We start from the raw sequence: 23,827 nt of genomic DNA on the forward strand, positions 1-23,827 counted from the left end.
CATGCCCGCCCCCTACGACTACATCCATGACGGCACGGCGATCTATGAGCGCTCCTTCGCCATCATTCGCGCCGAGGCCGACCTGTCGCGGTTTTCCGATGCCGAAGCCGATGTTGCCATCCGCATGATCCATGCCTGCGGCCAGGTCGAGGCCGCGGAGAACTTTGTTTTTTCGCAAGCTTTTGTTGCCGCCGCCCGCGCGGCACTGGCGGCCGGCGCGCCGATCTTCTGCGACGCCGAGATGGTCTCGCACGGCATCACCCGCGCCCGGTTGCCGGCCGGCAACGAGGTGATCTGCACGCTGCGCGACCCGCGGACGTCCGACATAGCGAAAAGGATCGGCAACACCCGTTCGGCCGCAGCCATTGACCTGTGGGGCGAGCGCATGGCCGGCTCGGTCGTCGCCATCGGCAATGCGCCGACCGCACTTTTCTACCTGCTGGAGAGATTGCGCGACGGTGCGCCGAAACCGGCTGTTATCATCGGCATGCCGGTCGGTTTCGTCGGTGCTGCCGAATCGAAGGACGCGCTGGCCGAGAATTCTTACGGCGTGCCCTACGCGATTGTGCGCGGCAGGCTGGGCGGCAGCGCCATGACCGCCGCCGCGCTCAACGCATTGGCGAGGCCGGGCCTGTGAACGCGATTGTAAAAGGCAGGCTTGTCGGCGTCGGCACCGGTCCCGGCGACCCCGAGCTGCTGACGCTCAAGGCCGTGCGCGCGCTGGCCGAGGCCGACGTGGTGGCGCATTTCGCCAAGCGCGGCAACAACAGCAACGCGCGCGCCATCGTCGGCGCGCATTTTCGTCCTGATTTGATCGAGTTGCCGCTGCTCTATCCCGTCACCACCGAAATCGACAAGGATCACAGCGATTATCGGTCGCAGATAGCGGATTTCTACGAGGAGTCGGCCGAAAAGGTCGCCGAGCATCTCAGCGCCGGCAGGATGGTCGCGGTGCTTTCGGAAGGCGACCCGCTGTTCTACGGCTCCTACATGCACCTGCATGTCAGGCTGGCGCACCGCTTTCCAACAGAGGTCATTCCCGGCGTCACTGCCATGTCCGGCTGCTGGTCGGCCACCGGAACCCCGATCGTCCAGGGCGACGATGTATTGACCGTGCTGCCGGGCACGATGAGCGAATTCGAGCTGACCCGCCGCCTCGCCGACACCGATGCTGCCGTCATCATGAAGGTTGGCCGCAACCTGCCCAAGATCAGGCGCGCGCTGCAGGCGACCGACAAGCTGGCGCGTGCCATCTATGTCGAGCGCGGCACCATGCCGGGCGGCGTTTCGATGCGGCTGGCCGACAAGCAGGACGACAACGCGCCCTACTTCGCCATCGTGCTGGTCGCCGGCTGGTCAGGCCGGGCCGCCGCATTGGGAGCCGAAACATGAGCGGCCGCCTGACCGTTGTCGGCCTCGGACCCGGCAATGCCGACCAGGTGACGCCGGAGGCAAGCCGCGCCGTCGCCGAGGCAAGATTCTTCTACGGCTACAAGCCGTATCTCGACCGGCTCGACCTGCGCCCGGACCAGACCCGCGTCGCCTCCGACAATCGCGAGGAGCTGTCCCGCGCGAAGGACGCGCTGGCAATGGCTGCGCAGGGCCACAATGTCGCCGTTGTCTCGGGCGGCGACCCCGGCGTCTTTGCCATGGCGGCAGCCGTCTGCGAGGCGATCGAGGCCGGCCCGGCCGAATGGCGTGCCGTTGACGTTTCGATGCTGCCCGGCATCACCGCCATGCTCGCGGTCGCGGCCCGCATCGGCGCACCGCTCGGCCATGATTTCTGCGCCATCTCGTTGTCCGACAATCTAAAGCCATGGGAGCTCATCGAATTGCGGCTGCTGGCTGCGGCCGGCGCTGGCTTCGTCATCGCGCTCTACAATCCGATCAGCAAGGCGCGCCCCTGGCAGCTTGGCCGCGCCTTCGAATGCCTGACTGCGATCCTGCCGGGCACCACACCGGTCGTCTTCGGCCGTGCCGCCGGCCGTCCCGACGAGCGCATCGAGATTTTTCTGCTGGCGGACGCCGACGCGGAAAAGGCCGACATGGCGACCTGCATCATCATCGGCTCGCCGGAAACCAGGATCATCAAGCGCGGCGAAAGACCGGCGCTGGTCTACACGCCGCGTTCGGCGGCGGGCCCAAGAAAATGATCGACCATCGCGGCAAGGGCTTCGACGGTTTCGGCCGACGCAACGTCCGGCAGCGTCGGCCTGCGGATCATGACCACCTCGACGCCGAGCGCCCGCGCTGCGGCGATCTTGCCGTAGGTCGCCTCGCCGCCGCTGTTCTTGGACACGACGACATCGATGCGGTGTTCCAGAAGCAGTGCATGTTCGTCGGCTTCCTGGAACGGCCCGCGCGCCAGGAGATAGGTCGCGTCGGGCACAGCGAGCCTTGGCTCGACCGGATCGACGCTGCGGATCAGATAATGATGCTGGGGCGCCGCCTCGAAGGCGGCGACCTCCTGCCGGCCAAGCGCCAGGAAAACGCGGCGTGGCGCAGCGGCCAGCGCCGTCACCGCGCTGGCAACGCTGTCGACCAGCGTCCAGCGGTCGCCTTCGGCAGGCTCCCAGCCCGGGCGCCTGAGCGCGACGATCGGCACGCCGGCCTCTCGCGCCGCTGCCGCCGCATTGGCGGAGATCTGCGCCGCATAGGGATGCGTGGCGTCGACCAGCAGCTTGATACGGGTGTCGCGAAGAAACGCCGACAGCCCGTCGGCGCCGCCAAAACCGCCCACCCTCGTCGGTACGCCTTGCGCGACGGGATTTCCGGTGCGGCCGGCCAGCGACAATGTGATCGCAAGATCGGCACGCGCGGCCAGCTTTCCCGCCAGTTGCCGGGCTTCGGTGGTTCCGCCGAGGATCAGAATGCGCTTCATTGGCACCACGTCAGGCCACGCCGAGCTGCCCCTCACCCTTACCCTCTCCCCGTGAAGGACGGGGAGAGGGGGACGCCAGCGTTGCGGCCAGTTCCCTTCTCCCCGTCACTATACGGGGAGAAGGTGCCGGCAGGCGGATGAGGGGCGGCGCGGCATGTCAAACAATAAACAGCCAACACCAAAATGGCTCACAATCGTCGGCATCGGCGAGGACGGTGTAGCGGGTCTCGGCGACGAGGCCAAGCGGCTGATCGCCGAGGCCGAATTCGTCTTCGGCGGCACGCGCCACCTTGCGCTCGTCGTGTCGCTCGCCAAAGGCGAAGCCCGTGCCTGGCCGACCCCTTTCGAGGCCGAGATGCGCGACGTGCTGGCGCTTTCCGGCAGGCGAGTCTGCGTGCTGGCGTCGGGCGATCCGTTCTTCCATGGCGTCGGCGTCACCCTTGCTCGCAAAATTCCTGCCCAGGAGATGCAGGTGATTTCAGCCGCTTCTGCCTTCTCGCTGGCCGCCGCCCGCCTCGGCTGGGCGCTGCAGGATATCGAGACCATTTCGCTGCACGGCCGCCCGCTCGACCTGATCCGGCCGCTGCTGCATCCGGGCAGCCGCATCCTTGCGCTGACCTCGGACGGCGATGCACCGGCGGCGATTGCGCGCCTGCTGACCGAGCTCGGCTTCGGTGCCTCGCAGCTGACGTCACTTGAGGCGCTGGGCGGCCCGAACGAAAGGTTGCGCTTGGCGCGCGCGGACGCCTTCGACATCGAAAAGATCAATCCGCTCAACGTGCTGGCGGTCGAAGTCGACTCAACTTCGGAAGCACGCATCCTGCCGCTGACATCGGGCCTTGCCGATCATTTGTTCGAGCATGACGGCCAGATCACCAAGCGCGAAGTGCGCGCCATCACCCTGTCGGCCCTCGCCCCCAGGCGCGGCGAGTTGCTGTGGGACATCGGCGCGGGCTCCGGCTCGATCGGCATCGAATGGATGCTCGCCCATCCGTCGATGCGCGCCATTGCCATCGAGGCCGATCCAAGCCGCGCCGCCCGCATCCACCGCAATGCTTCACACTGCGGCGTGCCCGGCCTTGTCGTCGTCGAAGGTTCGGCACCAAAGGCGCTTGCCAACCTAGGCACGCCCGATGCGATCTTCATCGGCGGCGGCGGCAGCGATACCGGCGTGCTGGGCGCGGCCATCAAGGCCCTGCGTGTTGGCGGCCGGCTGGTTGCCAATGCGGTGACGCTGGAGATGGAGGCGCTGCTTCTCGCCCGTCACGCGTCGCTCGGCGGCGATCTCACCCGCATCGCACTATCCCGCGCTTCGCCGGTTGGCTCGATGCAGGCCTGGCGGCCGGCCATGCCGGTCACCCAATGGAGCTGGGTCAAGCCATGATGGTCGCGGGCATCGGCAGCCGCAAGGGCGTCAGCGCAAGGGATGTGCTTGCCGCCATAGAAACCGCTCTGGAAGCACATGGGCTGGCGATGACGGCGCTTTCGGCGCTCGCCACCGCTTCTCAGAAGCAGGACGAGCAGGCAATCTTCTCTGCGGGCCGCGAACTCGCTCTTCCAGTGATCGTTGTCGAGGACGTTGCGCTCGAGGCCGCGTCGCCGCGCGCAATCAGCCGTTCCGACCTGTCGCAGGCGCGTGCCGGCACGCCGTCGGTTTCCGAAGCCTCGGCGCTTGCTGCCGCGGGCAAAGGCGCAAAACTGCTCGGGCCGCGCACCGTGCTTGGCCCGGTCACCTGCGCCATCGCCATCAGCGGAGACGCCGCATGACCGTCCACTTCATCGGCGCCGGACCGGGCGCGGCCGACCTCATCACCTTGCGCGGCAGCCGGCTGCTGGCAAGCTGCCCGGTCTGCCTCTATGCCGGCTCGATCGTCGCCCCGGAACTGTTGCAGCACTGCGCCCCGGGCACGAAGCTGATCGACACCGCGCCGATGTCGCTCGACGAGATCGAAGCGGAATATGTGGCGGCCCACCAGGCCGGCCACGATGTCTCCCGCCTGCATTCCGGCGACCTGTCGGTGTGGAGCGCCGTCGCCGAGCAGATCCGCCGGCTGGAGAAGCACGGCATCGCCTATACGCTGACGCCGGGCGTGCCCTCCTTCGCGGCTGCCGCGGCAGCGCTCCGCCGCGAACTGACCATTCCCGAAGTCGCGCAAAGCCTGGTGCTGACCCGCATCTCCGGCCGCGCGTCCAAAATGCCGCCCGGCGAGACGCTGGCAGGCTTCGGCCGCACCGGCGCGACGCTGGCCATCCACCTTGCCATCCACGCCGTCGACCGCATCGTCGCCGAGCTGACGCCGTTCTATGGCGCCGATTGCCCGGTAGCGGTCGTCTTCCGTGCCTCCTGGCCGGACGAGCGCGTGCTGACCGGCACGCTGGCGACGATCGAGGCGCAACTGGCCGCCGATCCGATGGAGCGCACGGCCATCATCTTCGTCGGCCGCTCGCTGGCAGCGGAAAACTTTGGCGAGAGCTCACTTTACGACGCCCACTACCAGCGGCGCTTTCGCGGACGGGACGGACTGTGAACGACGGCACCGGAAACAACAGCGGAAACACCACGATCGAACAGGCTTTGGCCCGGCTGAACTTCAAGCCGCGCCAGCTTGAGCCGGGCCATGTCTGGCTGGCCGGCGCCGGCCCTGGCGATCCCGGCTGCCTGACGCTGGAAGTGCTGGCCGCACTTGGGCAGTGCGATGCCCTCGTCTACGACGCACTGGTCTCTCCCGATGTCGTGGCAGTGGCGTCGGGCGCCGAGCTTTTTTACGCCGGCAAGCGTGGCGGCCAACCGTCGATGAAGCAGGACGACATCACCGCTTTGCTGGTGCGGCTGGCGCGAGAAGGCCGCCGCGTCGTCAGGCTGAAAGGCGGCGACCCTTATATTTTCGGCCGCGGCGGCGAAGAGGCGCTGGCGCTGGCGGGCCAAAACATCCCGTTCCGCGTGCTGTCCGGCCTGACTTCGGGCCTCAGCGCGCTTGCCGGAGCCGGCATCCCGGCGACCATGCGCGGCATCAACAAGGCGGTGATCCTGGCCACCGGCCACGCCGCCGGCACCGACGACGACCTCGACTGGACAGCAATCGCCCGCACCGGTCAGCCGGTCGTCGTCTATATGGGCATGGCCAATCTGCCGCTGATATCAGCCTCGCTGCTTGGCGGCGGCCTGCCGCCTTCGACGCCTGCTGCAGTGATCGTCGCCGCGACGACGCCGCAGGAGCGCATCGTCGTCGCCACCCTTGCCACCATCGCCGATGAGGCGGCCGCCGCCGGGTTGAGCGCGCCGGCGCTGATCGTCGTCGGCGGTATCGTCGCGATGCGCGCGGCATTGGCGGGCGAGCCGTGACCCGCGCGATCATCATCGGCGCGCCGCGCTCAGGCTCGGGCAAGACCAGCGTCACCATTGGTATATTGCGCGCGCTCGCCCGGCGCGGCCTCAAGGTGCGCGGCGCCAAATCCGGCCCCGATTATATCGACCCAGGTTTTCACACCGCCGCGACAGGCCTTTCCGGCGTCAACCTCGACAGCTGGGCGATGCCGCCTGCTTTGCTCAACGCGCTGGCCGGCGACGCAACTGAAGATGCCGATTTCATCTTCCTGGAAAGCGCCATGGGCCTGTTCGACGGGATTCCGGCTGCTCCGGGCCGCACCGGCTCGGCGGCCGATCTCGCACGGCTCTACGGCCTGCCGGTGCTGCTGGTGCTCGACGTTTCCGGACAGTCGACCACGGCGGCAGCCGTCGCCAAGGGGTTTGCCAGCTATGACCCTGATGTACGCATGGCCGGCGTCGTGCTCAACCGGCTGGGCAGCGAGCGCCACCGCCGTCTCTGCAGCGACGCGATCGAGGCGGTCGGCCTGCCGGTGGTCGGCGCGATCCTGCGCGATCCTTCGCTCAACCTGCCGGAGCGGCATCTCGGCCTCGTCCAGGCCGGCGAATATGAGAATTTATTGGCGCATCTCGACCGGTTGGCCGACATGGTCGAACGCTCGCTCGACCTCGACGCCATCATGGCGCTGGCGGCGCCATTCGCGCCCACTCCCGGCAGTTTCGACGACGCGCTGCCACCGCCCGGACAACGCATCGCACTGGCAGAGGATGCCGCCTTCACCTTCCTCTATCCGCATGTCGCCGCGCATTGGCACAAGGCAGGGGCTGAAATCATCCGCTTCTCGCCGCTTGCCGACGAAGCGCCCGGCGAAAATTGCGATGTCTGCTGGCTGCCCGGCGGCTATCCCGAGCTTCACGCCGGCCGCCTCGCGGCGGCTGCGACGTTCAGGGCCGGCATCGAGGCGTTTGCGGCAACACGGCCGGTGCATGGCGAGTGCGGCGGCTTCATGGTGCTCGGCGAAGCGCTGGAGGACGCATCGGGCGAGACGCACGCGATGCTCGGCCTGCTCGGCCACTCGACCAGCTTTGCCAAGCGAAAGATGAACCTCGGCTACCGCGAGGCGCGGTTGCGCGCCGATTGTCCGCTGGGAGCCCAAGGCGCGCTGATCCGCGGCCACGAATTCCACTATGCGCAGATGATTGCCATCGGCAGTGACGAACCGCTGGCCGACCTCGCTGACGGCCAAGGCAATCCGCTCGGCGCCTCCGGTTACCGGCGCGGCCATGTCAGCGGCACGTTCTTCCATGCCATCGCGAGAGGCTAGAGCATGATCCCGAACCGGAGGTCCGCGCCAGCGAAAAGTGGGAACCGGTTTTCGGAATAGATGATGCTCAAACTCGAGAACATGCCCCCTTCGCTTCGCCAGGCGCTCGATGACATCGCGCTCTGCGTCGTCTTCTTCACCCGGCTGCCGCTGCCGGTCGTCGATTTTCGGGACCGCAGCCTTGCTGCCGCGATCTGGGCAGCGCCCGTTGCCGGCCTCGCCGTCGCTCTGATTGGCGCCCTGGTTTACGCGGTCGGGACCTGGCTCGGCCTTGCCGCCGGCCCGGCAGCGGCACTTGCCCTTGCCGCGACCTTGCTCGCCACCGGCTGCATGCATGAAGACGGGCTTTCGGATGTCGCCGACGGCTTTGGCGGCGGCAAAACGCGCGAGAAAAAACTGGAGATCATGCGCGACAGCCGCATCGGCGCCTATGGCGCCTGCGCGCTCGCCCTGTCGCTGCTTATCCGCTGGAGCGTGCTTTCGGAATTCGCCGGCCCGGCCCAGATGTTCTGGGCTCTGATTGCCGCGCATGCCGCCTCGCGCGGCTTGTTCGGCGCTTTCATGCATCTTTTGCCGGCGGCGCGCAGCGACGGCCTCTCGGTCGATGCAGGCCCCGTCTCGGCCGAAACCGCCATTGCCGGCGCCGCGCTCGGCACCGTCGCGCTGCCGGCGCTAGGGTTCGGTGGCGCGGTCGCCGCGCTTATCCTGCTCGGCCTGTTGTTTGCCGCCTTCCGCGAGCTGTGCCGCAGCCAGATCGGCGGCCATACCGGCGATACGGTCGGCGCGCTGCAGCAGTCTGGCGAGATCGCAATCCTGCTCGTTGCTTCCGTTTTCCTTTCCTGACTCTGTTTCGGAGATTTTTCCCCCATGCCTTTCAAATCGCTTGATGAATTGCGCGCGGCCTGCCTCGATCTGCCTGCCGGCAGCGAAGCCGCGGCAGATGCTGTCGCCCGCCGCCAGGACACGCTGACCAAGCCGCAAGGCAGCCTTGGCCGATTGGAAGCCATAGCCGCATGGCTGGCCCGCTGGCAGGGCCGCGACATGCCGCAGCTCGACCGCGTCAAAGTGTTCGTCTTTGCCGGCAACCACGGCGTCACCGCACAGGGCGTGTCGGCCTTCCCGTCGGAGGTCACCGTGCAGATGGTGGCGAATTTCGCCGGCGGCGGCGCCGCCATCAACCAGCTCGCCCGCATCGCCGGCGCCGAACTCGACGTTATTCCGCTCGACCTCGACCGTCCGACCGGCGATTTCACGCAAGTGCCGGCAATGGACGGCGAAGCCTTCCTCGCTGCCGTCTCGGCCGGCTATGGCGCGGTGACCAGAGATCTCGACCTCGTCTGTTTCGGCGAAATGGGCATCGGCAACACCACGCCGGCAGCAGCCATTTCGGCCGCCCTTTTCGGCGGCGGCGCGGAAAAATGGACCGGTCGCGGCACCGGCGTCGACGATGCCGGCCTGGTGCGCAAGATCACCGCCATCGAGGCCGGCCTCAAGCGCCACGCCGAGGCCCTTGCCGACCCGCTGGGGATCGCAGCAGCCCTCGGCGGGCGCGAACTCGCCGCCATCCTTGGCGCGACGCTGGCGGCGCGCCATTCAGGCGTGCCGGTGCTGCTCGACGGCTTCGTCTGCACCGCCGCCGCCGCGCCCTTGGCAAGGTTGCACCCCGCCGGCCTCGCCCACACGCTTGCCGCCCATGTCTCGGCCGAATCCGGCCATCGCCGGCTGCTCGAGGCGCTCGGCCTGCCGCCGCTGCTCGACCTCGGCATGCGGCTCGGCGAAGGCTCCGGCGCCTGCCTCGCCGTCAACATCGTCCGCTCCGCGCTCGAATGCCATGCCCGCATGGCAAGCTTTGCCGAGGCCGGTGTTTCGGAGAAGTAATCTCGTCAAACTGATCAAGTCTTGACCGATTGCTCGATGGATCACGGCAGCATCGGGGAACCTGGCCGGCCCGAGCACGTTGTGGCCGGTCAGCCCGGGTTACGCATGCAACAGCTTTTCCAGGAATTCGGCCATCCGACATACGTCCCGTTCCCCGTTATTGCGGCGAGGCTTCTCTTGGCGTCGATCTTCGGTGCGGCGATCGGCTTCGAACGCGAATGGCGAAATCGGCCTGCCGGGCTTCGCACCCATATCCTGGTCTGCGTGGCGGCGGCTACCTTCGGTATTCTGACGATTGAAATTATTCACGCGCCGATGTTTCAGCAGGATTCCGTAAGGGTCGATCCGATTCGCGTTGTCGAAGCGGTCACCGCCGGCGTCGCGTTCCTTGCTGCCGGAACGATTTTGTTTTCGAAGGGCGAGGTTCACGGGCTGACGACCGGGGCTGGCATGTGGCTCTCCGGGGCAATCGGCGTGGCCTGCGGGCTCGGTCTGTGGCAAGTGGCGGCACTCGGCACGCTTTTGGTGCTGGTCGCGGCAGGCCTTCTCTATAGTTTTGCCCACAAGTCCGGTATTGGCGAGAACGCCGGACCAGAAAAGCCCATGTCGGAAGAAGACGTGTCCAAGCCGCCCAAAGGCTGAGGCTGCAACTGGAACCGAACGCGAATTGGAAACCAACCGTCAGATTTGGAACCGCTATGTTCGCGACACTCTTTCAGGCAGCGAGAAAGCGAGTAATATCAACGGATTAAATGGTGGGTGCGACAGGGATCGAACCTGTGACCCGCTGATTAAGAGTCAGCTGCTCTACCAACTGAGCTACGCACCCACTCGCCGGTAAAACCAGCGTCGGCGGGCATATAGCCGCCGCCATCCGCCATGTCCAGCCCTGCCGGATTCATTTCCCGACAAATCGGCTCGAGCCGATCGCGATCAGACGAACAGCTTGCCTTCCGCCACCTTGACGGCATGGCCGCCGATGCGGGCGGCGGCCAGTTTGCCGCCTTCGACATTCAGTTCGAGGCGAATGCGCGAAGGCCGCCCCATCTCCAGCCCTTGTTCGATCCAACGCTGGGAAACACCCTCTGTCGGACCATCGAAATGCATGATCGCGCCGGCGAAGGCGGCGGCCGCCGAACCGGTCGCCGGATCTTCATAGGATGGATTGGCCGGCACGATCATGCGGACATGAAAGGCGCTGTCGTGGTTCACCGTCTCGCGGCAATAGACATACGGGCTGGCGAGGGCCCAATCGCTCTTGCGGGGCGCCAGTTCCGACCACGCCTGGTTGTCCAGCCTTATCCGGGCCGCCGCCTCCAGATCGGCGACCGGAATGGTCACGTAGGGCACGCCGGCCGACCAGAACGAGACGCGGTGGTTTTCGAAGCCGACTTCGTGCGGCCCCAGGCCAAGTGCCGCCCCGATCGCTTCCGGGTCGGCGGACAATTCCAGCCGCTCCGGCAGCTTGGCCAGGTCGAACTCGGCAAAGATGGCGCCATCGTGCTTGCTGACGGCGCAGCGCACCGGGCCGATGTTTTCCTCCAGCACGAAGATGCCGGCAGTGTCGCCATCGCCAGCCATTTCGGCAAGCGCAATCGCAGCGCCCACCGTCGGATGGCCGGCGAACGGCATCTCATGGTCGGGCGTGAAGATGCGGATGCGGGCGCGGTGCTTGGGATTGTCGGGCGGCAGCACGAAAACGGTTTCCGACAGGTTGAACTCGCCCGCGATAGCCTGCATCGCGGCAGTGTCCAGTCCCTTGCTGTCAAGCACGACGGCCAGCGGATTGCCGCCCAGCCGCTCGGTGGTGAACACGTCGTAAAGTAAGTAATTCCGGGTCAGCATTGTAGAAAGCCTTCTGCCTCAATCCCAACAGGGGCCCAAACATGGGCGAAATTTAATTTGATATTTGAACCATTCGGCCTGATCAGTGCACCGGTTGGGACATCACTGGTATTATAGGGGTCCGGCGTGGACCAGATTGTCAATCTGCCAAAGACGGAATCCACTTCCGACATAAAGACGGCACTCGGGCTCGACCGCCTGGGTCTGAAGAAGAAACGGCGTCGCGGCTGGCTTTATGGCCTGCTTGTGCTGGTCGTCGTCGCCGCAAGCCTGGCGGGGTACCAATGGTATGCCGCGTCTCCCGCCAAGATCGACTATACCACCGTGCCGGCCGCTGTCGCCGACCTCACGGTCGAAGTATCGGCGACCGGCACGCTGCAGCCGCTCACCCAGGTCGACATTTCGAGCGAACTGTCCGGCGTCGTCCGCTCGGTCGCGGTCAACGAGAACCAGCAGGTGAAGAAGGGCGATGTGCTGGCGGCGCTCGATACGGCCAAGCTGGAGGTGCAGATCGAGCGCGCCGAGGCTTCCGCCAAGGCGGCGGCTGCCAATGTCGAGACCGCCACCGTAACCCTCACCGAAAACGAAAGGGCGGTTGCGCGCGCGGCGGCGCTCGCCAAGCGCGGCATGGCGACTGACCAGTCGCTTGAAGCGGCGACAGCGACGCGCGACCGCTCAAAGGCAGCGCTCGACAGCGCCAAAGCCAATCTGGCCATCGCCAATGCCGATCTCAAGGCGCAGCAGACGGACTTCGCCAAAAGCACCATCTATGCGCCCATCGACGGCATCGTTCTGACGCGCTCGGTCGATCCCGGCCAGACGGTTGCCTCCTCGCTGCAAGCGCCGGTGCTGTTCGTCATCGCCGCCGACCTGAGGAACATGGAGTTGAAGGCAGCGGTCGACGAGGCCGACATCGGCGCGGTCAAGCCCGGCCAGCATGCCCGCTTCACCGTCGACGCCTTTCCCGAGCGGCCGTTCGATGCCGAGATCCGCGACATCTCCTATGCTTCGGTCACCACCGACGGCGTCGTCACCTACGACGCGCGGTTCGAGGTCGACAACAACGAGCTTCTGTTGCGGCCCGGCATGACTGCCACCGTTTCGGTCGTCACCAGAGAGGCCAAGGGCGTGCTCACCGTGCCGTCGACAGCTTTCCGTTACCGGCCGGCGGCATCTGCTGCCCGAGCGTGGAGCCTGAGCGACCTGTTCACGGGCCGCATGGGCCGTCCACGCGGCAACCGCCAGCGCCAGGCGACGGCACAGCCCACCGACGGCTCGCGCACGCTCTACGTCCTGGAGAATGGCCGGCCTCGGCCGGTCAACGTCAAGGTCGGCTCCACCGATGGCGAAGTGACCGAGATCACCTCCGGTCTCGCAGAAGGTGCGCAAGTCATCACCGCAGCGCAGCAGCGGAGCTGAAAATCAATGTCAGGCTCGCTGCTCATCACCTTCCACAAGGTCTGGAAGAGCTATGGCCAGGGCGAGGCCACGGTCCATGCGCTGGCTGGCGTCGATCTTGCCATCCGCAGCGGCGAATTCGTCGCCATCATGGGTCCGTCCGGCTCGGGCAAATCGACGGCGATGAACATCATCGGCTGCCTCGACACGCCGACGGCCGGAACCTACAGCTTCATGGGCATCGATGCTGGCCGCCTCGACCGCAACCGCCGCGCCATGCTGCGCAATCTCTATCTCGGCTTCGTCTTCCAGGGCTACAATCTCCTGCCGCGCACCACCGCGGTGGAGAATGTCGAACTGCCGCTGATCTATCGCGGCGTCGCCGCCCGCGAGCGTCACGACCTCGCGATGAAGGCGCTGGCCGAGGTCGGCCTTGTCGGCCGCGAGCACCACACGCCGGCCGAGCTCTCGGGCGGCCAGCAGCAGCGCGTGGCGATCGCGCGCGCCATCGTCACCAGGCCGACCCTGCTCGTCGCCGACGAACCGACCGGCAATCTCGACACCGCACGCACGCACGAGATCATGGAGTTGCTGACGCGGCTGAACACCGAGCTTGGCCTGACCATCGCCATGGTCACCCACGAGGCCGATGTCGCTGCCTATGCCGCGCGCACGATCCGCTTCCTCGACGGCCACGTCGCCTCCGATGCCATGAACCTTGAGGTGGTGTAACCATGATCTGGGAAACCGTCCGCCTCTCGCTGCTTTCAGTGCGCCGCAACGTGCTGCGCTCGTTTCTGACGCTGCTCGGCATCGTCATCGGCGTTGCCGCCGTCATCGCCATGCTCACCATCGGCTCGGGCACCACCGAAAAGGTAAAGGCCGACATTTCCAAGCTCGGCAGCAATTTGCTAGTTGTCCGCCCCGGCCGACCGGCCGGGCCCGGCGGACCGGGAGGGCTCGATCAGGCCACACGTCCGCTCGGCAGCAAGGAACTTGCCGCGCTTGTCGCACATCTGAGCGGCGCCCGCGCCATCTCGCCCGCCTCGCAAAAGCAGGTCCGCATCATCTTCGGCACCGAAAGCCTGACGTCGGGTGTCACCGGCACCGACAGCGCCTATCTCGATGCGCGCGACTGGAAGCTGGTCTCGGGCCGACCGTTCAGCGATTCGGAAATCCGCTCGGGCACCGGCGTCTGCCTGATCGGCGAAACCGTGCGCCAGCAGTTCTTCGGCGCCGGCGACCCCGAAGGCGAGATCATTCGCGTCAACCGCACCTCGTGCAAGATCATCGGCCTGCTCGAGCCGAAGGGCTATACCGGCTTCGGCCAGGATCAGGACAATGTCGTGCTGATGCCGCTCGCCGCCTACCAGCGCCGCATCGCCGGCAACCGCGACATCGACTCGATCTACGTCGCCGCCGACGACAGGACGCCGACCACCGAACTGCTGCCGCGGGTCGAGGACATCTTGCGCGATGCACGCCGCATCCCGCCGGACCGCGAAGACGACTTCTCGATACGCGACATGACCCAGATCGCCGACGCCATGGCGAGCGCCACCACGACGATGACCGGCATGCTGGGCGCGGTCGCCGGCGTCAGCCTGTTGGTCGGCGGCATCGGCATCATGAACATCATGCTGGTGTCGGTCACCGAGCGCACCCGCGAGATCGGCATAAGGCTGGCCATCGGCGCGCATGAAAAGCACATCCTCATCCAGTTCCTGGTCGAGGCCACCGTGCTGTCGCTGCTCGGCGGCATCATCGGCATCCTGATCGGCCTGGCGCTGGCCGGCCTCGCCTCGCTGACGCTGGCGATCCCGTTTGCGCCAAGCCCGGCGGTGATCCTGCTCGCCGTCGGCTTCTCGGCGCTGATCGGCATGGTGTTCGGTTTCTTCCCGGCGCTGCGCGGCGCGCGGCTCGATCCGATCGACGCGCTGAGGCATGAATAGCACGACGCAGCGTGCGCCGCCTTCAGATGTCCCCAAAATTTTGACGCGGCCGTCGCCCTGCCCCTGTCGCGGAACAGCCCGCGGTGCTAGCAATCGCCTTGGGGATAGGGGGGATAGTGGGATGAGCAAGAAAGAGCGAGTGGCTTTGGTGACGGTGATCATCGAGGCCGCATTGGCGGGCTTGTGGTGGTATTTGGCCAGCTATGGCATGGCCAACCCCGATCATGTCACCGCCGATTTCCAGCAGGTTGTCGGTCAGACGATGGGAACGACGATGGGTGCGCTGCTGGGTATCGGCGTCATGCTGTTTTTCGTCGCCGCCCGCAACGACCGTAAAACCATCGAAAACAAAATGCGTCATTAGAGCGACGTGCGTCCACTTGGACGCACAAGTACGCTCTAACACTTCGAAACAGCGACGTGCGTCCACTTGGACGCACAAAGTACGCTCTAACACTTTGAATCTGCGCATCGTGCTTTCCGAAAATCGATTCCGATTTTCGGCCCGATGCGTTAGTCCTTGCCGGCAAAATGCCACTCGATCAGTGGCTTCATGTGCGGCATCAGCCCGTCCGGCAGGTCATCGGCACTGCGGATGATGACAGGCCCGTCGATTTCCGGCTCTGCCTCGGTGGCGACAAAGGCACTGATGCGCTGCGCGATCTCGTCGGCGGATGCCGCTTCGCGATAGCGGCGAAAGATCACCGTGCCGGTTGCCGTCGACAGGGCATAGTAGCGCCTGCCGCGCGCCGCGCCGGCAAGGTCGAGGCCGGTTTCTTCCCGCACCTCGCGGATCATGTTGAAGTCGACATCGACAAGGCCGTCGCGGAAATCGGTTGGCTCGAACGAGCCGGCGGCGAAGTAGACGCGACCGGCATTGACGGTGTGCGACGCCATGCGGATCGCCACCAGCGCATTGTCGCCGGCGACCAGCATGGCATGGGCATAGGCGTGCTCGGCCCCCGCCACCTGGCGATTGCCGCGCCAAAGCATGAAGGTCGAGTAGCGCACCGCATGGCAGCGGCCGACGAGGCTGCTGTCGCGATAGCGGAGCGCCGTAAGCAGCACCACGGTGCCGTCGAACAGCGCCGGGTTGGCTGCGGTCTCGCGCCGCCAATTCTCGGCGATCGCTTGCGCATTATCGCGTTCGAACGGATGCGGGCCGGGGTCGAGCCTGACATCGACGGCGTCGACCGGAAGGATGATGTTGCGCGGCAGGTCGAAGCTCAACGAAAACGATCCTCAGGTCATTTCAAGGGTGGTCGCCACAGGACAGTGGTCCGACGCCTTCGGCCGGTCCCAGCCGCAACGCGGAAACCGGTCCACCTCCTGGCCTGCCGGAAAGATCGTGCGCCAGGGCTGGCCGTTGCGGATGATGTCGGGAACGGCGGTCGCGTTCCTGGCTGCCAGTGCCTTCGACAACAGGATGTAGTCGAGCTGGCACAGATGCCGCTCTTGCGGCCCGCGCGTATGATACAAGGTCCAACGGTCCATTTCCGGGCGCCGCTCGACCGCATTCTCGCAAAAGCCGCCGGCGGTGAGCACGTTGAGGCAGGACTGGCTCTCGTCGATCACCTCGAAGCGGTAGCCGTCAAAGGCGTCGCCGGAGATCTTCACGCGCTGCCGATAGTCGTTCATGTCGCCGCAGATCGCCCAATTGTCGGCGGCGTGATCCCCACCGAAACGCTCCTCGATGATCCGGCGCACCGCTTGCGCCTCGGCGATGCGCAGCGGCATCGTCGCCTGGCGGCCGTCGAGGCCGTTGCGGGGCGTGCCCATCGACTTGAAATGCACCAGATAGAGCGTCAGCGGCACGCCACCGACGGTCAGGTCGATTTCCAGGCAGTCGCGCCTGAAGATGCGCTGGTTGGCCTGATGCCCGAACGCTGCCAGCTCCGGCGTGTGCAGGCCGAACTGCTCGAACGTGACATAGGCGTGGCTTGTCATGCGCACGAATTCGATCGGCTGGCCCTGCGCGGTCTCGTTGCGCATCATCACGGCGACATCGATGCCGCGCGAATCATTGCCGGCTGTGGTGTATTTCTGGCGGTAGCCATGCCCGACCATCTTGAACAGATAGCCGTATTCGAAAGCCTTCAGCGCCTCGATATTGTCGACCTCCTGCAGGCAGATGATGTCGGCGCGGGTGGCTGCGATGGCCAGTGCCGTCAGCTGGCGCGTGTCGTCGGATAGCGCGATCGCCCGCGCCTGTTCCAGCATTTTGTATTCGGCCTCGCTCTGGATATCGAAGAGCGCCAGCGTGCGATCTTCATGGAGCTGGTTGCGGTATCCGGAAAAATCGAACCTGTTCATCAGGTTTTCGACATTGAAGGTGGCGAGGCGCAGGGACATGGCGGTGACCTTTGCCCACAAGCGCAGCCGAAAACAAGGGGGCTGGGCGATGCCCATTCATGGTTGATGGAACGTTTCCGTTCATCTTCCGTTCAGACGCAAAGGTCCATGATTAAGGGTTAGTCTGAGTGGGGCCTGAATCTTCGGAGAGTGAAATGAAACCGCTCTTTTTGACTACCATTCGATCGGGCATGTTGACCTTGGGTCTTGTTTCCGGCCTCTCGGCGCCTTCCATGGCCGGGCCCATTCAGCCTGACGTCCCGCTCCCAACTGCTGCCGCGGCACGCGAAATCGTGCCGGTGCGCGAGAGCTGGGCTGGCGGCAATAATAACGTCTGGATGCGTGGCCGTAATTTCTCCCGGAACTGGAACCGTGGCAATTGGAACCGTGGCAACTGGAACGGTGGGCGGCACTGGCGCCGCAACTGGAACGGTGGGCGGCACTGGCGCCATAATCGTGGCCGGTACTACGGTGGCGGCCATTACGGCCGGTACTACGGTGGCGGCTATTACGGCCGTTACTACGACGACGACGACAACGGCGCCGCCGCGCTTCTCGGTTTGGGCCTTGGGTTCGGCCTTGGCAGCCTGTACCAGGGCTACTACAACCAAGGCTACTACAACCGGGGCTACTACAACAACGGTTACTATGCGCCGCGCCGCTATTATCGTGCCGGGCGGCTTTCCAGCGCTCACGTCCGGTGGTGCTACAATCGTTACCGGTCGTATCGCACCTGGGACAACACGTTCCAACCCTATAACGGCCCGCGCCAGCAATGCTGGTCGCCCTATAGCTGATCGACTGATGCATTCCAGGCGGCGCCGCCCCTCGCGGCGCCGTTTCCGTCTGGCTCAGCCTTCTTCTGAACTGTTCTTTGTCCGGCCAGAGCACCACGAAATCGTTTCGCCACCGACGATAACGCTATGTTTATCAGGCGGGCCTAATTATCCTGCCGATCGCACCAGGGATTATGCGCGATGGCTGAAGACGAAAACAGGGACAAACGCAGGCAGCGCGTCTTCAAGGGCGCGACGATCCTGACCGGCATCACCAGGTCCGAGGTCACGTGCACGGTGCGCAACATGCATGACGGCGGCGCCGAATTGATGGTCTCGATCGACGCTCGCGTGCCCGACGAGTTCCTGCTCTATGTGCCGACCGACGGCATCGCCTACAAGGCAGTGGTCCGCTGGCGCCGCGAGGACCGCATCGGCGTGATGTTCACCGGCACCGAGCCAAAGCCCCCCTGGCACTACGGCTAAATCCCCTGAACCGCATTCTCCAACCACCCAACCACACGGCCTTCATGTAAAAGCCGGCGGAGCGCTCCGCCGGCTTTTCCTGTGCAACGATAAAATTGCGGATTTCGGTCAGTTCTTGGCCTTGTCGACCAGCTTGTTCTTCGAAATCCACGGCATCATCGCGCGCAGCTTGGCGCCGACTTCCTCGATCTGATGGCTGTCATTGTTGCGGCGGATGCCCTTGAAGCGCGACATGCCGGCGCGATACTCCTGCATCCATTCCGAGGTGAACTTGCCGGTCTGGATATCCTTCAGCACGCGCTTCATCTCGGCCTTGGTCTCGGCGGTGATGATGCGCGGGCCCGAAACATATTCGCCCCATTCGGCGGTGTTCGAGATCGAGTAGTTCATGTTGGCGATGCCGCCTTCATAGATCAGGTCGACGATCAGCTTGACCTCGTGCAGGCACTCGAAATAGGCCATTTCCGGTGCGTAGCCGGCTTCCACAAGCGTCTCGAAGCCAGCGCGGATCAGCTCGACCAGACCGCCGCACAGCACCACCTGCTCGCCAAACAGGTCGGTCTCGCATTCCTCGCGGAAATTGGTCTCGATGATGCCCGAACGGCCGCCGCCGACGCCGCAGGCATAGGACAGAGCGAGATCAAGCGCGTTGCCCGAAGCGTCCTTGTTGACCGCGACCAGGCACGGCACGCCGCCGCCCTTCTGGTATTCGCCGCGCACCGTGTGGCCGGGCCCCTTCGGCGCGATCATGACGACGTCGACCGAGGCCTTCGGCTCGATCAGGCCAAAGTGCACGTTGAGGCCGTGGGCAAAGGCGATCGCCGCGCCATCGCGGATGTTCGGCGCGATTTCGGACTTGTAGATGTCGGCCTGCAGCTCGTCCGGCGTCGCCATCATCATCAGGTCGGCCCATTTGGCGGCTTCCGCCACGCTCATCACCTTGAGCCCGTCGGCCTCGACTTTCTGGGCGGTCGCCGAGCCGGCCTTGAGGCCGATGGCGATATCCTTGACGCCGGATTCCTTGAGATTGAGCGCATGCGCCCTGCCTTGGCTGCCATAGCCGATGATGGCGACCTTCTTGCCCTTGATCAGGTTGAGATCGGCGTCGCGATCGTAGTAGACACGCATTTTTCTTCCTTCCCGTTTTTGAATTCAGAGCATGATGCCGAAAAGTGTGAAGCGGTTTTCGGACGACATCATGCTCTATCTCTTTGATTTAGAGCCGGATTCAGATTTCAGGTCGACTTGACCTGAAATCATCCGGCTCTAGGGGCCTTGCGGCCCGGTTTTTGCTCCGTAAAGAGCGAGAAACTGCTGCGTCGCCCGGACGGCATCGCCGCCAATCGCCGCATCAGTCAATTTTAGCCGGTCGCCGAGCAGCAGGCGGATCTGCACGTCGCGGGCGACCAGCCCGAAGAAGGTGCGGAATGCCGCTTCGGCATCCGAGAACTCAAGAAGCCCGGCCTGCCGACCGGCCTCCAGCACCGGCTTCAGGCGCCGGGCCAGCGCGAAACGCCCGTTCTCCAGCACGATGGCGCCAAGATCATCGTTCCCGTCCTTGCGCCGGATTGCGCCAGCACGGCCAATGGCGACGCGGTTCAGCGCGAGCGATGTGTCGCTCGAAATCACCTTGAGCCAGTCCGAAGCGAAACGTGCGAGGCTCACCGTCAGCGAAGCAAGGGTAAGCCCCTTGCCGTCGACCGGCACCACCCGCACCTTGGAGGCCTGCCATTGCACAATTGCCGTCAACAGCCCGTCGCGATCGCCGAACCATTTGTAGAGCGTTTCCTTGGAACAGCTTGCCCGCCGCGCCACAGCGGTCATGGTCAACTGATCGCCCTCCTCGACCAGCAGGCGAAGCGCGGCGTCGAGCACGGCTTTCTGCCGCTCGGTCAGCGCTTCGCTGGTGTCGATGTCGACGCTTGCCTGCAACAAACTCTTTTCCTGCTCGATAAAAGCGGCGGCCAGGGCCGTACCGTACGTTACGGTTCGGCGTGTCTATGACGTATTGCCGGGCCCGGTGCAAGCCCTATCTCCGCTTTTTGACGCTTCTGGGCCGGAACGGCCACCGCTCGAACGGCCACCGCTCGAACGACTTGTCGCGGAGAGAAAAATGCTTGTCGGCCTGCTTGCATTGACCGTTGCCGCCGCTTTCGCGGGCGCCGCCATCTATATCAGCGTTGCCGAGCAGCCGGCGCGGCTTCGCCTCGACGACCGTGCACTGCTGCAGGAATGGCAGCCTTCCTACAAGCGCGGCGCCGCCATGCAGGCATCGATCGCCGTCGTCGCCTGTGTCCTTGGTGTCGTTGCCTGGTGGCAGACCGGCAGTCTCGCCTATCTCACTGGGGCGGTGCTGATCATCCTGCCATGGCCATGGACGCTGATCGCAATGATGCCGACAAACCGGTTGCTGGAGGCGATGGACGCGGCCGCCGTCAATCTGCAAGCGAGGGCGCTGATCGTCAAATGGGGCAATCTGCATCTGGTTCGCGTCATGCTTGGCGTGCTGGCGGCACTGGCATTCCTCCGGGGAAGTGTCTGACGTCGCTGCAACGATCTTCGGCGCCAGCGGGACCACATCACTCCGATATGGCCGGATGACGCAGCCGCCCGAGCAGAGCCGACAAGGTTTGCAGGTCATCATTGGCGAGCCTGGCGCCGACCAGCTCGGCAATCGATCGCCCGTAGACGGCCCACATCCGGCGGCGCATCTCGCGCCCCTTGCTGGTGATGCGGACAGTCTGTCCGCGACCGTCATCGGCAACCCTGAGCTTCTCGACCAGCCCGTCCGCTTCAAGCCGCGCCAGCAGCCGCGAGACGTTGTACTGCGCAAACAGCGTGCGCTCTATCAGCTGGAACGGCCGCAAGCCGCCCTCGCCGGCTTCGGCAAGCTCATGCAGCACGTCGTACCAGGCAAGCGGCGGCAAGCCGGCGTCCTTCAGCGCGTCTTCGGCTCTTTCCAGCAGCTGGCGCGAAACGCGCATCAGGCGCGCCCAGGCTTTGATGACCGCCGGCGAAGGATTCTCCGTCATGATGCAGCATAGGCGATAGATGCAATTGCATCAAGCTTGCCAGTGAATGCAAATGCATCTATATAGATGCAAATGCATTTATATCGGAAGGCACTGCCATGAAACATGTAATCTCGGAGATCGCCGACATCCCGGAGACGGGCGGCCCGGTGACCGACAAGCTCGTTCTCGTCAGCCACCACCTTTGTCCCTATGTGCAGCGCGCGGCGATCTCGCTCGCCGAAAAGGACGTGCCGTTCGAACGCCTCACCATCGATCTCGCCAAAAAACCGGCCTGGTTCAAGGCGATATCGCCGCTCGGCAAGGTACCGCTGCTGCGAGTGCCGCAGAATGGCGAGGAAACCGTGATCTTCGAATCGGCGGTCATCCTCGAATTTCTCGAGGAAACGCTGGCCAACCCACTGCATCCTGCCGACCCGCTGGCCCGCGCCCGGCATCGCGCCTGGATCGAGTTCGGCTCGGCCATCCTCAACGCCATTGGTCGGTTCTATTCCGCACCGACTGAGGCCGCCTTTCTTGCCGAAAGCGAAGCTCTGTCGGCAATGTTCGATCGTCTCGAAGCGGAACTGGCGGCTGGCTGGGCTGGGCCATGGTTTGCTGGCGAGCGCTTTTCACTGGTCGATACAGTCTATGGGCCAGTCTTCCGCTATTTCGACGCCTTCGATCGGATCGGCGCGTTCGGCATCCTGAGCGGAAAGCCGCGTGTCGAGGCCTGGCGAAAGCGATTGCACGAACGCAAGTCGGTGATGGACGCCGTCACCCCGGACTATCCACAGCGGCTTCATGCATTCCTGCAAGCGAAGGGTTCGCACCTTTCGAAACTCATCCGCCGCAACCAGGCGGCCACCGCGCTTCCTTGATACCGATCCGCCTGAACGGATCGACCACGGTTCCAGCCACCATCGAGGCAAGGATGTTTGGCGCCGGCGGGATTTTTGCCACCGACGCCACCAGCCTGTCGCGGACGAACGGCATCACGGTCGAATCCGACTGGTAGAACGGCGTCAGCATCAGCGACAGCGCCTGAAACACCGGGACATGCCATCGCCGCGCCTGGACATAGACCTCCAGCGCAGTATCGACACGATCCGTTCCTATGAGCGCATAGTTGAGCGCCGCCGCGTCGAGCAGCGCCATGTTCGCCCCCTTGCCCGAGCTGCGGGCTGGTCGAATGCGCCGCGTCGCCGATGATCGCCCATCGCCGTCCGGCCGGCACCTTGAGCGTGTGATGGCCGTAGCGCGCCAGCGAAAGCTGATCGAACCTGTCGATCTGGCGCGTGATCGCATCGCATTCGGGCCACAGCCGAACCACCCTCGCCTTCCAGGCGTCGAGGCCTGTCGCCCTGACCTGCTCTGCGTCCGCCGGCTTCAGGCTCCAGAAGAACGCCGCCATCTTCTCGGCGCCCGGTTCCGGCCTGCCGATCGGCAGCACGCCGATCATCACGCTTGCTCTGTCGTAGCGCTGCAGCAGAGCGTGCTCGTCAAAACCGTCGCCGCGCCAGCCGAGCGACGCCCAGAACGCGCCATAGGCGAGCGGCCGCGGCTCCCCCGGGCTCCCTACGCGCTGCCGCAATCTGGAGCGCGAACCGCTGGCATCGACGACCAGATCGAACGGCCCTATCCTTCGCCCGTTGCCGCAGATCAGCGTTGCCCGTTCGCCGGTTTCCAGCGTCTCGAGCTCGACGCCGGTTTCGATGGTGATCGCCTCGCGCCGGACGGCACCGAAAAGCACGCCGAACAGGGCCGCCCGGTGCACCGCCAGCCCGAAACGACTGAGCACGATGCGGCCGGTTTTCGCATCGGCGCCATGCAGCCGGTCGATGCGGCTGTCCAGCGCCAGGATGTCGTCGAGCACACCAAGATCGGCAAGCACCGTCAGCCCGGTCGGCTGCAGGATCAGCCCGGACCCGACCGGCTTTGGCTCGTCGAAGCGCTCGAAGATGGTGACCCGATGCCCGGCACGCTTCAGATAGAGCGCCGCGGCCAGCCCGGCCGGGCCGGCGCCGGCAATCGCGAAGTCCAGAGAATTGCCCATTGCCGCCGAATCATCTTGCCCAGGCCGGACAATCCTTCAGCGCCATCGGCTTCAAGCCGTCGCTCCTGGTATCGATGAGTCAGGTCTCGGCAGCGTCGAAAGCGTTCCGCGCGGCGCGCACCGCGCCATGATTGAGCTCGGCCCATTGGAGCAACTGATGCAGCGGCCCGAACATCGAGCGTCCGAGATCGGTCAGACTGTATTCGACGCTCGGCGGCTTGGTCGGGAAGACCTCGCGATGGACATAACCGTCGCGCTGCAAATCGTGCAGCGTCTGGGTCAGCATGCGCTGGGAAATGTCGGGCACCAGCCGCCGCAATTCGCCGAACCGGTACGGCTTTTCGGCCAGCGCCATCATCAGCAGCGAACTCCATTTGTTGCTGATGCCCTGAATCACATCGCGCACCGGACAGTCGGCAATGTTGCCGCCGCCGCTGCACGCTTTGTAAATCTCGAGCTTCGACTTCAGACTGACGACCTTGCTGTCCATCGCTGGTTCCCTGCGCCTGCCTACCTCCCGCAAAACTGCCTTCTTTACGAGG

Annotated in this window: 27 protein-coding genes, 1 tRNA gene and 1 pseudogene; 19 read left to right on the top strand and 10 right to left on the bottom strand. The window is 65.0% G+C overall.

What is annotated here, in order from left to right; translation table 11 throughout:
• Window position 1 precedes the first annotated feature (1 nt).
• The 3 genes from AC0L28_RS14275 to AC0L28_RS14285 are packed head-to-tail and all read left to right on the top strand — an operon-like array spanning window position 2 to window position 2,153.
• A complete protein-coding gene (locus tag AC0L28_RS14275; RefSeq protein WP_473478149.1) occupies window positions 2-637 on the top strand; it encodes a precorrin-8X methylmutase in 636 nt (211 codons plus the stop codon).
• Window positions 634-1,392 carry a precorrin-2 C(20)-methyltransferase gene (locus AC0L28_RS14280; protein WP_473478152.1) on the top strand — a complete coding sequence of 253 codons (759 nt, stop codon included), beginning with the start codon at window positions 634-636 and terminating at the stop codon, window positions 1,390-1,392. The genes AC0L28_RS14275 and AC0L28_RS14280 overlap by 4 nt, the downstream gene beginning before the upstream one ends.
• Window positions 1,389-2,153, top strand: a complete 765-nt coding sequence (locus AC0L28_RS14285; protein WP_473478155.1) for a precorrin-3B C(17)-methyltransferase — start codon at window positions 1,389-1,391, stop codon at window positions 2,151-2,153. The genes AC0L28_RS14280 and AC0L28_RS14285 overlap by 4 nt, the downstream gene beginning before the upstream one ends.
• Here the strand turns inward: AC0L28_RS14285 and AC0L28_RS14290 are convergent.
• On the bottom strand, window positions 2,117-2,881 hold the full coding sequence (locus tag AC0L28_RS14290) for a cobalt-precorrin-6A reductase (protein WP_473478158.1): 765 nt from the start codon (window positions 2,879-2,881) through the stop codon (window positions 2,117-2,119). The genes AC0L28_RS14285 and AC0L28_RS14290 overlap by 37 nt on opposite strands.
• A 154-nt stretch (window positions 2,882-3,035) precedes the next feature.
• Between AC0L28_RS14290 and cbiE the strand changes: the two genes are divergently transcribed.
• From cbiE to AC0L28_RS14330, 8 genes are all read left to right on the top strand, one after another.
• On the top strand, window positions 3,036-4,265 hold the full coding sequence (gene cbiE / locus AC0L28_RS14295; RefSeq protein WP_473478159.1) for a precorrin-6y C5,15-methyltransferase (decarboxylating) subunit CbiE: 1,230 nt from the start codon (window positions 3,036-3,038) through the stop codon (window positions 4,263-4,265).
• A complete protein-coding gene (locus AC0L28_RS14300) occupies window positions 4,262-4,648 on the top strand; it encodes a cobalamin biosynthesis protein (RefSeq protein WP_473478162.1) in 387 nt (128 codons plus the stop codon). Before cbiE ends, AC0L28_RS14300 begins: the two co-directional genes overlap by 4 nt.
• On the top strand, window positions 4,645-5,409 hold the full coding sequence (gene cobM, locus AC0L28_RS14305) for a precorrin-4 C(11)-methyltransferase (protein WP_287192454.1): 765 nt from the start codon (window positions 4,645-4,647) through the stop codon (window positions 5,407-5,409). Before AC0L28_RS14300 ends, cobM begins: the two co-directional genes overlap by 4 nt.
• Window positions 5,406-6,224 (top strand): uroporphyrinogen-III C-methyltransferase, encoded by an 819-nt coding sequence (gene cobA, locus AC0L28_RS14310; protein WP_473478165.1) that lies wholly within the window; start codon window positions 5,406-5,408, stop codon window positions 6,222-6,224. Before cobM ends, cobA begins: the two co-directional genes overlap by 4 nt.
• Window positions 6,221-7,531 carry a cobyrinate a,c-diamide synthase gene (locus AC0L28_RS14315; RefSeq protein ID WP_473478167.1) on the top strand — a complete coding sequence of 437 codons (1,311 nt, stop codon included), beginning with the start codon at window positions 6,221-6,223 and terminating at the stop codon, window positions 7,529-7,531. Before cobA ends, AC0L28_RS14315 begins: the two co-directional genes overlap by 4 nt.
• A 63-nt stretch (window positions 7,532-7,594) precedes the next feature.
• The gene (locus AC0L28_RS14320; RefSeq protein WP_473478170.1) at window positions 7,595-8,374 is read left to right on the top strand and encodes an adenosylcobinamide-GDP ribazoletransferase; all 780 of its coding nucleotides are present in this window, start codon (window positions 7,595-7,597) and stop codon (window positions 8,372-8,374) included.
• 24 nt (window positions 8,375-8,398) lie between these two features.
• Window positions 8,399-9,409 (top strand): nicotinate-nucleotide--dimethylbenzimidazole phosphoribosyltransferase, encoded by a 1,011-nt coding sequence (gene cobT, locus AC0L28_RS14325; protein WP_473478172.1) that lies wholly within the window; start codon window positions 8,399-8,401, stop codon window positions 9,407-9,409.
• 105 nt (window positions 9,410-9,514) lie between these two features.
• Window positions 9,515-10,051 (top strand): MgtC/SapB family protein, encoded by a 537-nt coding sequence (locus tag AC0L28_RS14330; protein ID WP_128173903.1) that lies wholly within the window; start codon window positions 9,515-9,517, stop codon window positions 10,049-10,051.
• A gap of 111 nt (window positions 10,052-10,162) precedes the next feature.
• Here AC0L28_RS14330 and AC0L28_RS14335 read toward each other — a convergent pair.
• A tRNA-Lys gene (locus AC0L28_RS14335) sits at window positions 10,163-10,238 on the bottom strand.
• Between the two features lie 104 nt (window positions 10,239-10,342).
• Entirely contained in the window at window positions 10,343-11,254 is a 912-nt protein-coding gene (locus AC0L28_RS14340; RefSeq protein ID WP_473478174.1) for a PhzF family phenazine biosynthesis protein, read from the bottom strand.
• Between the two features lie 126 nt (window positions 11,255-11,380).
• On the opposite strand from AC0L28_RS14340, the gene AC0L28_RS14345 reads away from it, so the two are divergent.
• The 4 genes from AC0L28_RS14345 (at window position 11,381) to AC0L28_RS14360 (ending at window position 14,968) form a co-directional block, all read left to right on the top strand.
• Window positions 11,381-12,673, top strand: a complete 1,293-nt coding sequence (locus tag AC0L28_RS14345) for an efflux RND transporter periplasmic adaptor subunit (protein WP_473478176.1) — start codon at window positions 11,381-11,383, stop codon at window positions 12,671-12,673.
• 6 nt (window positions 12,674-12,679) lie between these two features.
• The gene (locus AC0L28_RS14350) at window positions 12,680-13,384 is read left to right on the top strand and encodes an ABC transporter ATP-binding protein (protein ID WP_473478179.1); all 705 of its coding nucleotides are present in this window, start codon (window positions 12,680-12,682) and stop codon (window positions 13,382-13,384) included.
• A 2-nt stretch (window positions 13,385-13,386) separates the two neighbouring features.
• Window positions 13,387-14,604, top strand: a complete 1,218-nt coding sequence (locus AC0L28_RS14355; protein ID WP_473478182.1) for an ABC transporter permease — start codon at window positions 13,387-13,389, stop codon at window positions 14,602-14,604.
• Between the two features lie 121 nt (window positions 14,605-14,725).
• Complete coding sequence (locus AC0L28_RS14360; protein WP_287056225.1) at window positions 14,726-14,968, top strand: hypothetical protein; 243 nt, start codon at window positions 14,726-14,728, stop codon at window positions 14,966-14,968.
• A gap of 149 nt (window positions 14,969-15,117) precedes the next feature.
• On the opposite strand, the gene AC0L28_RS14365 is transcribed toward AC0L28_RS14360, so the two are convergent.
• Window positions 15,118-15,834 carry a hypothetical protein gene (locus tag AC0L28_RS14365; protein WP_473478185.1) on the bottom strand — a complete coding sequence of 239 codons (717 nt, stop codon included), beginning with the start codon at window positions 15,832-15,834 and terminating at the stop codon, window positions 15,118-15,120.
• 12 nt (window positions 15,835-15,846) lie between these two features.
• Window positions 15,847-16,956, bottom strand: a complete 1,110-nt coding sequence (locus tag AC0L28_RS14370; protein ID WP_473478188.1) for an endonuclease/exonuclease/phosphatase family protein — start codon at window positions 16,954-16,956, stop codon at window positions 15,847-15,849.
• Between the two features lie 155 nt (window positions 16,957-17,111).
• On the opposite strand from AC0L28_RS14370, the gene AC0L28_RS14375 reads away from it, so the two are divergent.
• Window positions 17,112-17,753 carry a BA14K family protein gene (locus AC0L28_RS14375; protein ID WP_023798826.1) on the top strand — a complete coding sequence of 214 codons (642 nt, stop codon included), beginning with the start codon at window positions 17,112-17,114 and terminating at the stop codon, window positions 17,751-17,753.
• Between the two features lie 180 nt (window positions 17,754-17,933).
• Complete coding sequence (locus AC0L28_RS14380) at window positions 17,934-18,218, top strand: PilZ domain-containing protein (protein ID WP_023798825.1); 285 nt, start codon at window positions 17,934-17,936, stop codon at window positions 18,216-18,218.
• Window positions 18,219-18,326: 108 nt separating this feature from the next.
• On the opposite strand, the gene ilvC is transcribed toward AC0L28_RS14380, so the two are convergent.
• Entirely contained in the window at window positions 18,327-19,346 is a 1,020-nt protein-coding gene (ilvC, locus tag AC0L28_RS14385) for a ketol-acid reductoisomerase (protein ID WP_473478191.1), read from the bottom strand.
• A 138-nt stretch (window positions 19,347-19,484) separates the two neighbouring features.
• A complete protein-coding gene (locus tag AC0L28_RS14390; protein WP_473478253.1) occupies window positions 19,485-20,150 on the bottom strand; it encodes a TetR/AcrR family transcriptional regulator in 666 nt (221 codons plus the stop codon).
• A 181-nt stretch (window positions 20,151-20,331) separates the two neighbouring features.
• Between AC0L28_RS14390 and AC0L28_RS14395 the strand changes: the two genes are divergently transcribed.
• Window positions 20,332-20,760, top strand: a complete 429-nt coding sequence (locus AC0L28_RS14395) for an anthrone oxygenase family protein (RefSeq protein WP_473478193.1) — start codon at window positions 20,332-20,334, stop codon at window positions 20,758-20,760.
• A gap of 37 nt (window positions 20,761-20,797) precedes the next feature.
• Here the strand turns inward: AC0L28_RS14395 and AC0L28_RS14400 are convergent, their stop codons facing one another.
• Window positions 20,798-21,250, bottom strand: a complete 453-nt coding sequence (locus tag AC0L28_RS14400; protein ID WP_473478196.1) for a MarR family winged helix-turn-helix transcriptional regulator — start codon at window positions 21,248-21,250, stop codon at window positions 20,798-20,800.
• Between the two features lie 98 nt (window positions 21,251-21,348).
• Between AC0L28_RS14400 and AC0L28_RS14405 the strand changes: the two genes are divergently transcribed.
• Window positions 21,349-22,110 carry a glutathione S-transferase family protein gene (locus AC0L28_RS14405; protein ID WP_473478199.1) on the top strand — a complete coding sequence of 254 codons (762 nt, stop codon included), beginning with the start codon at window positions 21,349-21,351 and terminating at the stop codon, window positions 22,108-22,110.
• Here AC0L28_RS14405 and AC0L28_RS14410 read toward each other — a convergent pair.
• Together AC0L28_RS14410 and AC0L28_RS14415 are read right to left on the bottom strand one after the other, a co-directional pair.
• Window positions 22,073-23,285: pseudogene (locus AC0L28_RS14410) on the bottom strand (FAD-dependent oxidoreductase). The gene AC0L28_RS14405 and the pseudogene AC0L28_RS14410 overlap by 38 nt on opposite strands.
• Before the next feature lie 79 nt (window positions 23,286-23,364).
• The gene (locus tag AC0L28_RS14415; RefSeq protein ID WP_287071492.1) at window positions 23,365-23,775 is read right to left on the bottom strand and encodes a winged helix-turn-helix transcriptional regulator; all 411 of its coding nucleotides are present in this window, start codon (window positions 23,773-23,775) and stop codon (window positions 23,365-23,367) included.
• Window positions 23,776-23,827 lie beyond the last annotated feature (52 nt).

The organism is Mesorhizobium sp. WSM4847, assembly GCF_055811335.1.

Coding starts and splice junctions, on each gene's coding strand:
- AC0L28_RS14360 (WP_287056225.1), top strand. CDS start 14,726: ATGAGCAAGAAAGAGCGAGTGGCTTTGGTGACGGTGATCATCGAGGCC.
- AC0L28_RS14355 (WP_473478182.1), top strand. CDS start 13,387: ATGATCTGGGAAACCGTCCGCCTCTCGCTGCTTTCAGTGCGCCGCAAC.
- AC0L28_RS14290 (WP_473478158.1), bottom strand. CDS start 2,881: ATGAAGCGCATTCTGATCCTCGGCGGAACCACCGAAGCCCGGCAACTG.
- AC0L28_RS14370 (WP_473478188.1), bottom strand. CDS start 16,956: ATGTCCCTGCGCCTCGCCACCTTCAATGTCGAAAACCTGATGAACAGG.
- AC0L28_RS14330 (WP_128173903.1), top strand. CDS start 9,515: ATGCAACAGCTTTTCCAGGAATTCGGCCATCCGACATACGTCCCGTTC.
- AC0L28_RS14380 (WP_023798825.1), top strand. CDS start 17,934: ATGGCTGAAGACGAAAACAGGGACAAACGCAGGCAGCGCGTCTTCAAG.
- cbiE (WP_473478159.1), top strand. CDS start 3,036: ATGTCAAACAATAAACAGCCAACACCAAAATGGCTCACAATCGTCGGC.
- AC0L28_RS14405 (WP_473478199.1), top strand. CDS start 21,349: ATGAAACATGTAATCTCGGAGATCGCCGACATCCCGGAGACGGGCGGC.
- AC0L28_RS14400 (WP_473478196.1), bottom strand. CDS start 21,250: ATGACGGAGAATCCTTCGCCGGCGGTCATCAAAGCCTGGGCGCGCCTG.
- AC0L28_RS14275 (WP_473478149.1), top strand. CDS start 2: ATGCCCGCCCCCTACGACTACATCCATGACGGCACGGCGATCTATGAG.
- ilvC (WP_473478191.1), bottom strand. CDS start 19,346: ATGCGTGTCTACTACGATCGCGACGCCGATCTCAACCTGATCAAGGGC.
- AC0L28_RS14350 (WP_473478179.1), top strand. CDS start 12,680: ATGTCAGGCTCGCTGCTCATCACCTTCCACAAGGTCTGGAAGAGCTAT.
- AC0L28_RS14285 (WP_473478155.1), top strand. CDS start 1,389: ATGAGCGGCCGCCTGACCGTTGTCGGCCTCGGACCCGGCAATGCCGAC.
- AC0L28_RS14395 (WP_473478193.1), top strand. CDS start 20,332: ATGCTTGTCGGCCTGCTTGCATTGACCGTTGCCGCCGCTTTCGCGGGC.
- AC0L28_RS14320 (WP_473478170.1), top strand. CDS start 7,595: ATGCTCAAACTCGAGAACATGCCCCCTTCGCTTCGCCAGGCGCTCGAT.
- cobM (WP_287192454.1), top strand. CDS start 4,645: ATGACCGTCCACTTCATCGGCGCCGGACCGGGCGCGGCCGACCTCATC.
- cobT (WP_473478172.1), top strand. CDS start 8,399: ATGCCTTTCAAATCGCTTGATGAATTGCGCGCGGCCTGCCTCGATCTG.
- AC0L28_RS14415 (WP_287071492.1), bottom strand. CDS start 23,775: ATGGACAGCAAGGTCGTCAGTCTGAAGTCGAAGCTCGAGATTTACAAA.
- AC0L28_RS14340 (WP_473478174.1), bottom strand. CDS start 11,254: ATGCTGACCCGGAATTACTTACTTTACGACGTGTTCACCACCGAGCGG.
- AC0L28_RS14375 (WP_023798826.1), top strand. CDS start 17,112: ATGAAACCGCTCTTTTTGACTACCATTCGATCGGGCATGTTGACCTTG.
- AC0L28_RS14300 (WP_473478162.1), top strand. CDS start 4,262: ATGATGGTCGCGGGCATCGGCAGCCGCAAGGGCGTCAGCGCAAGGGAT.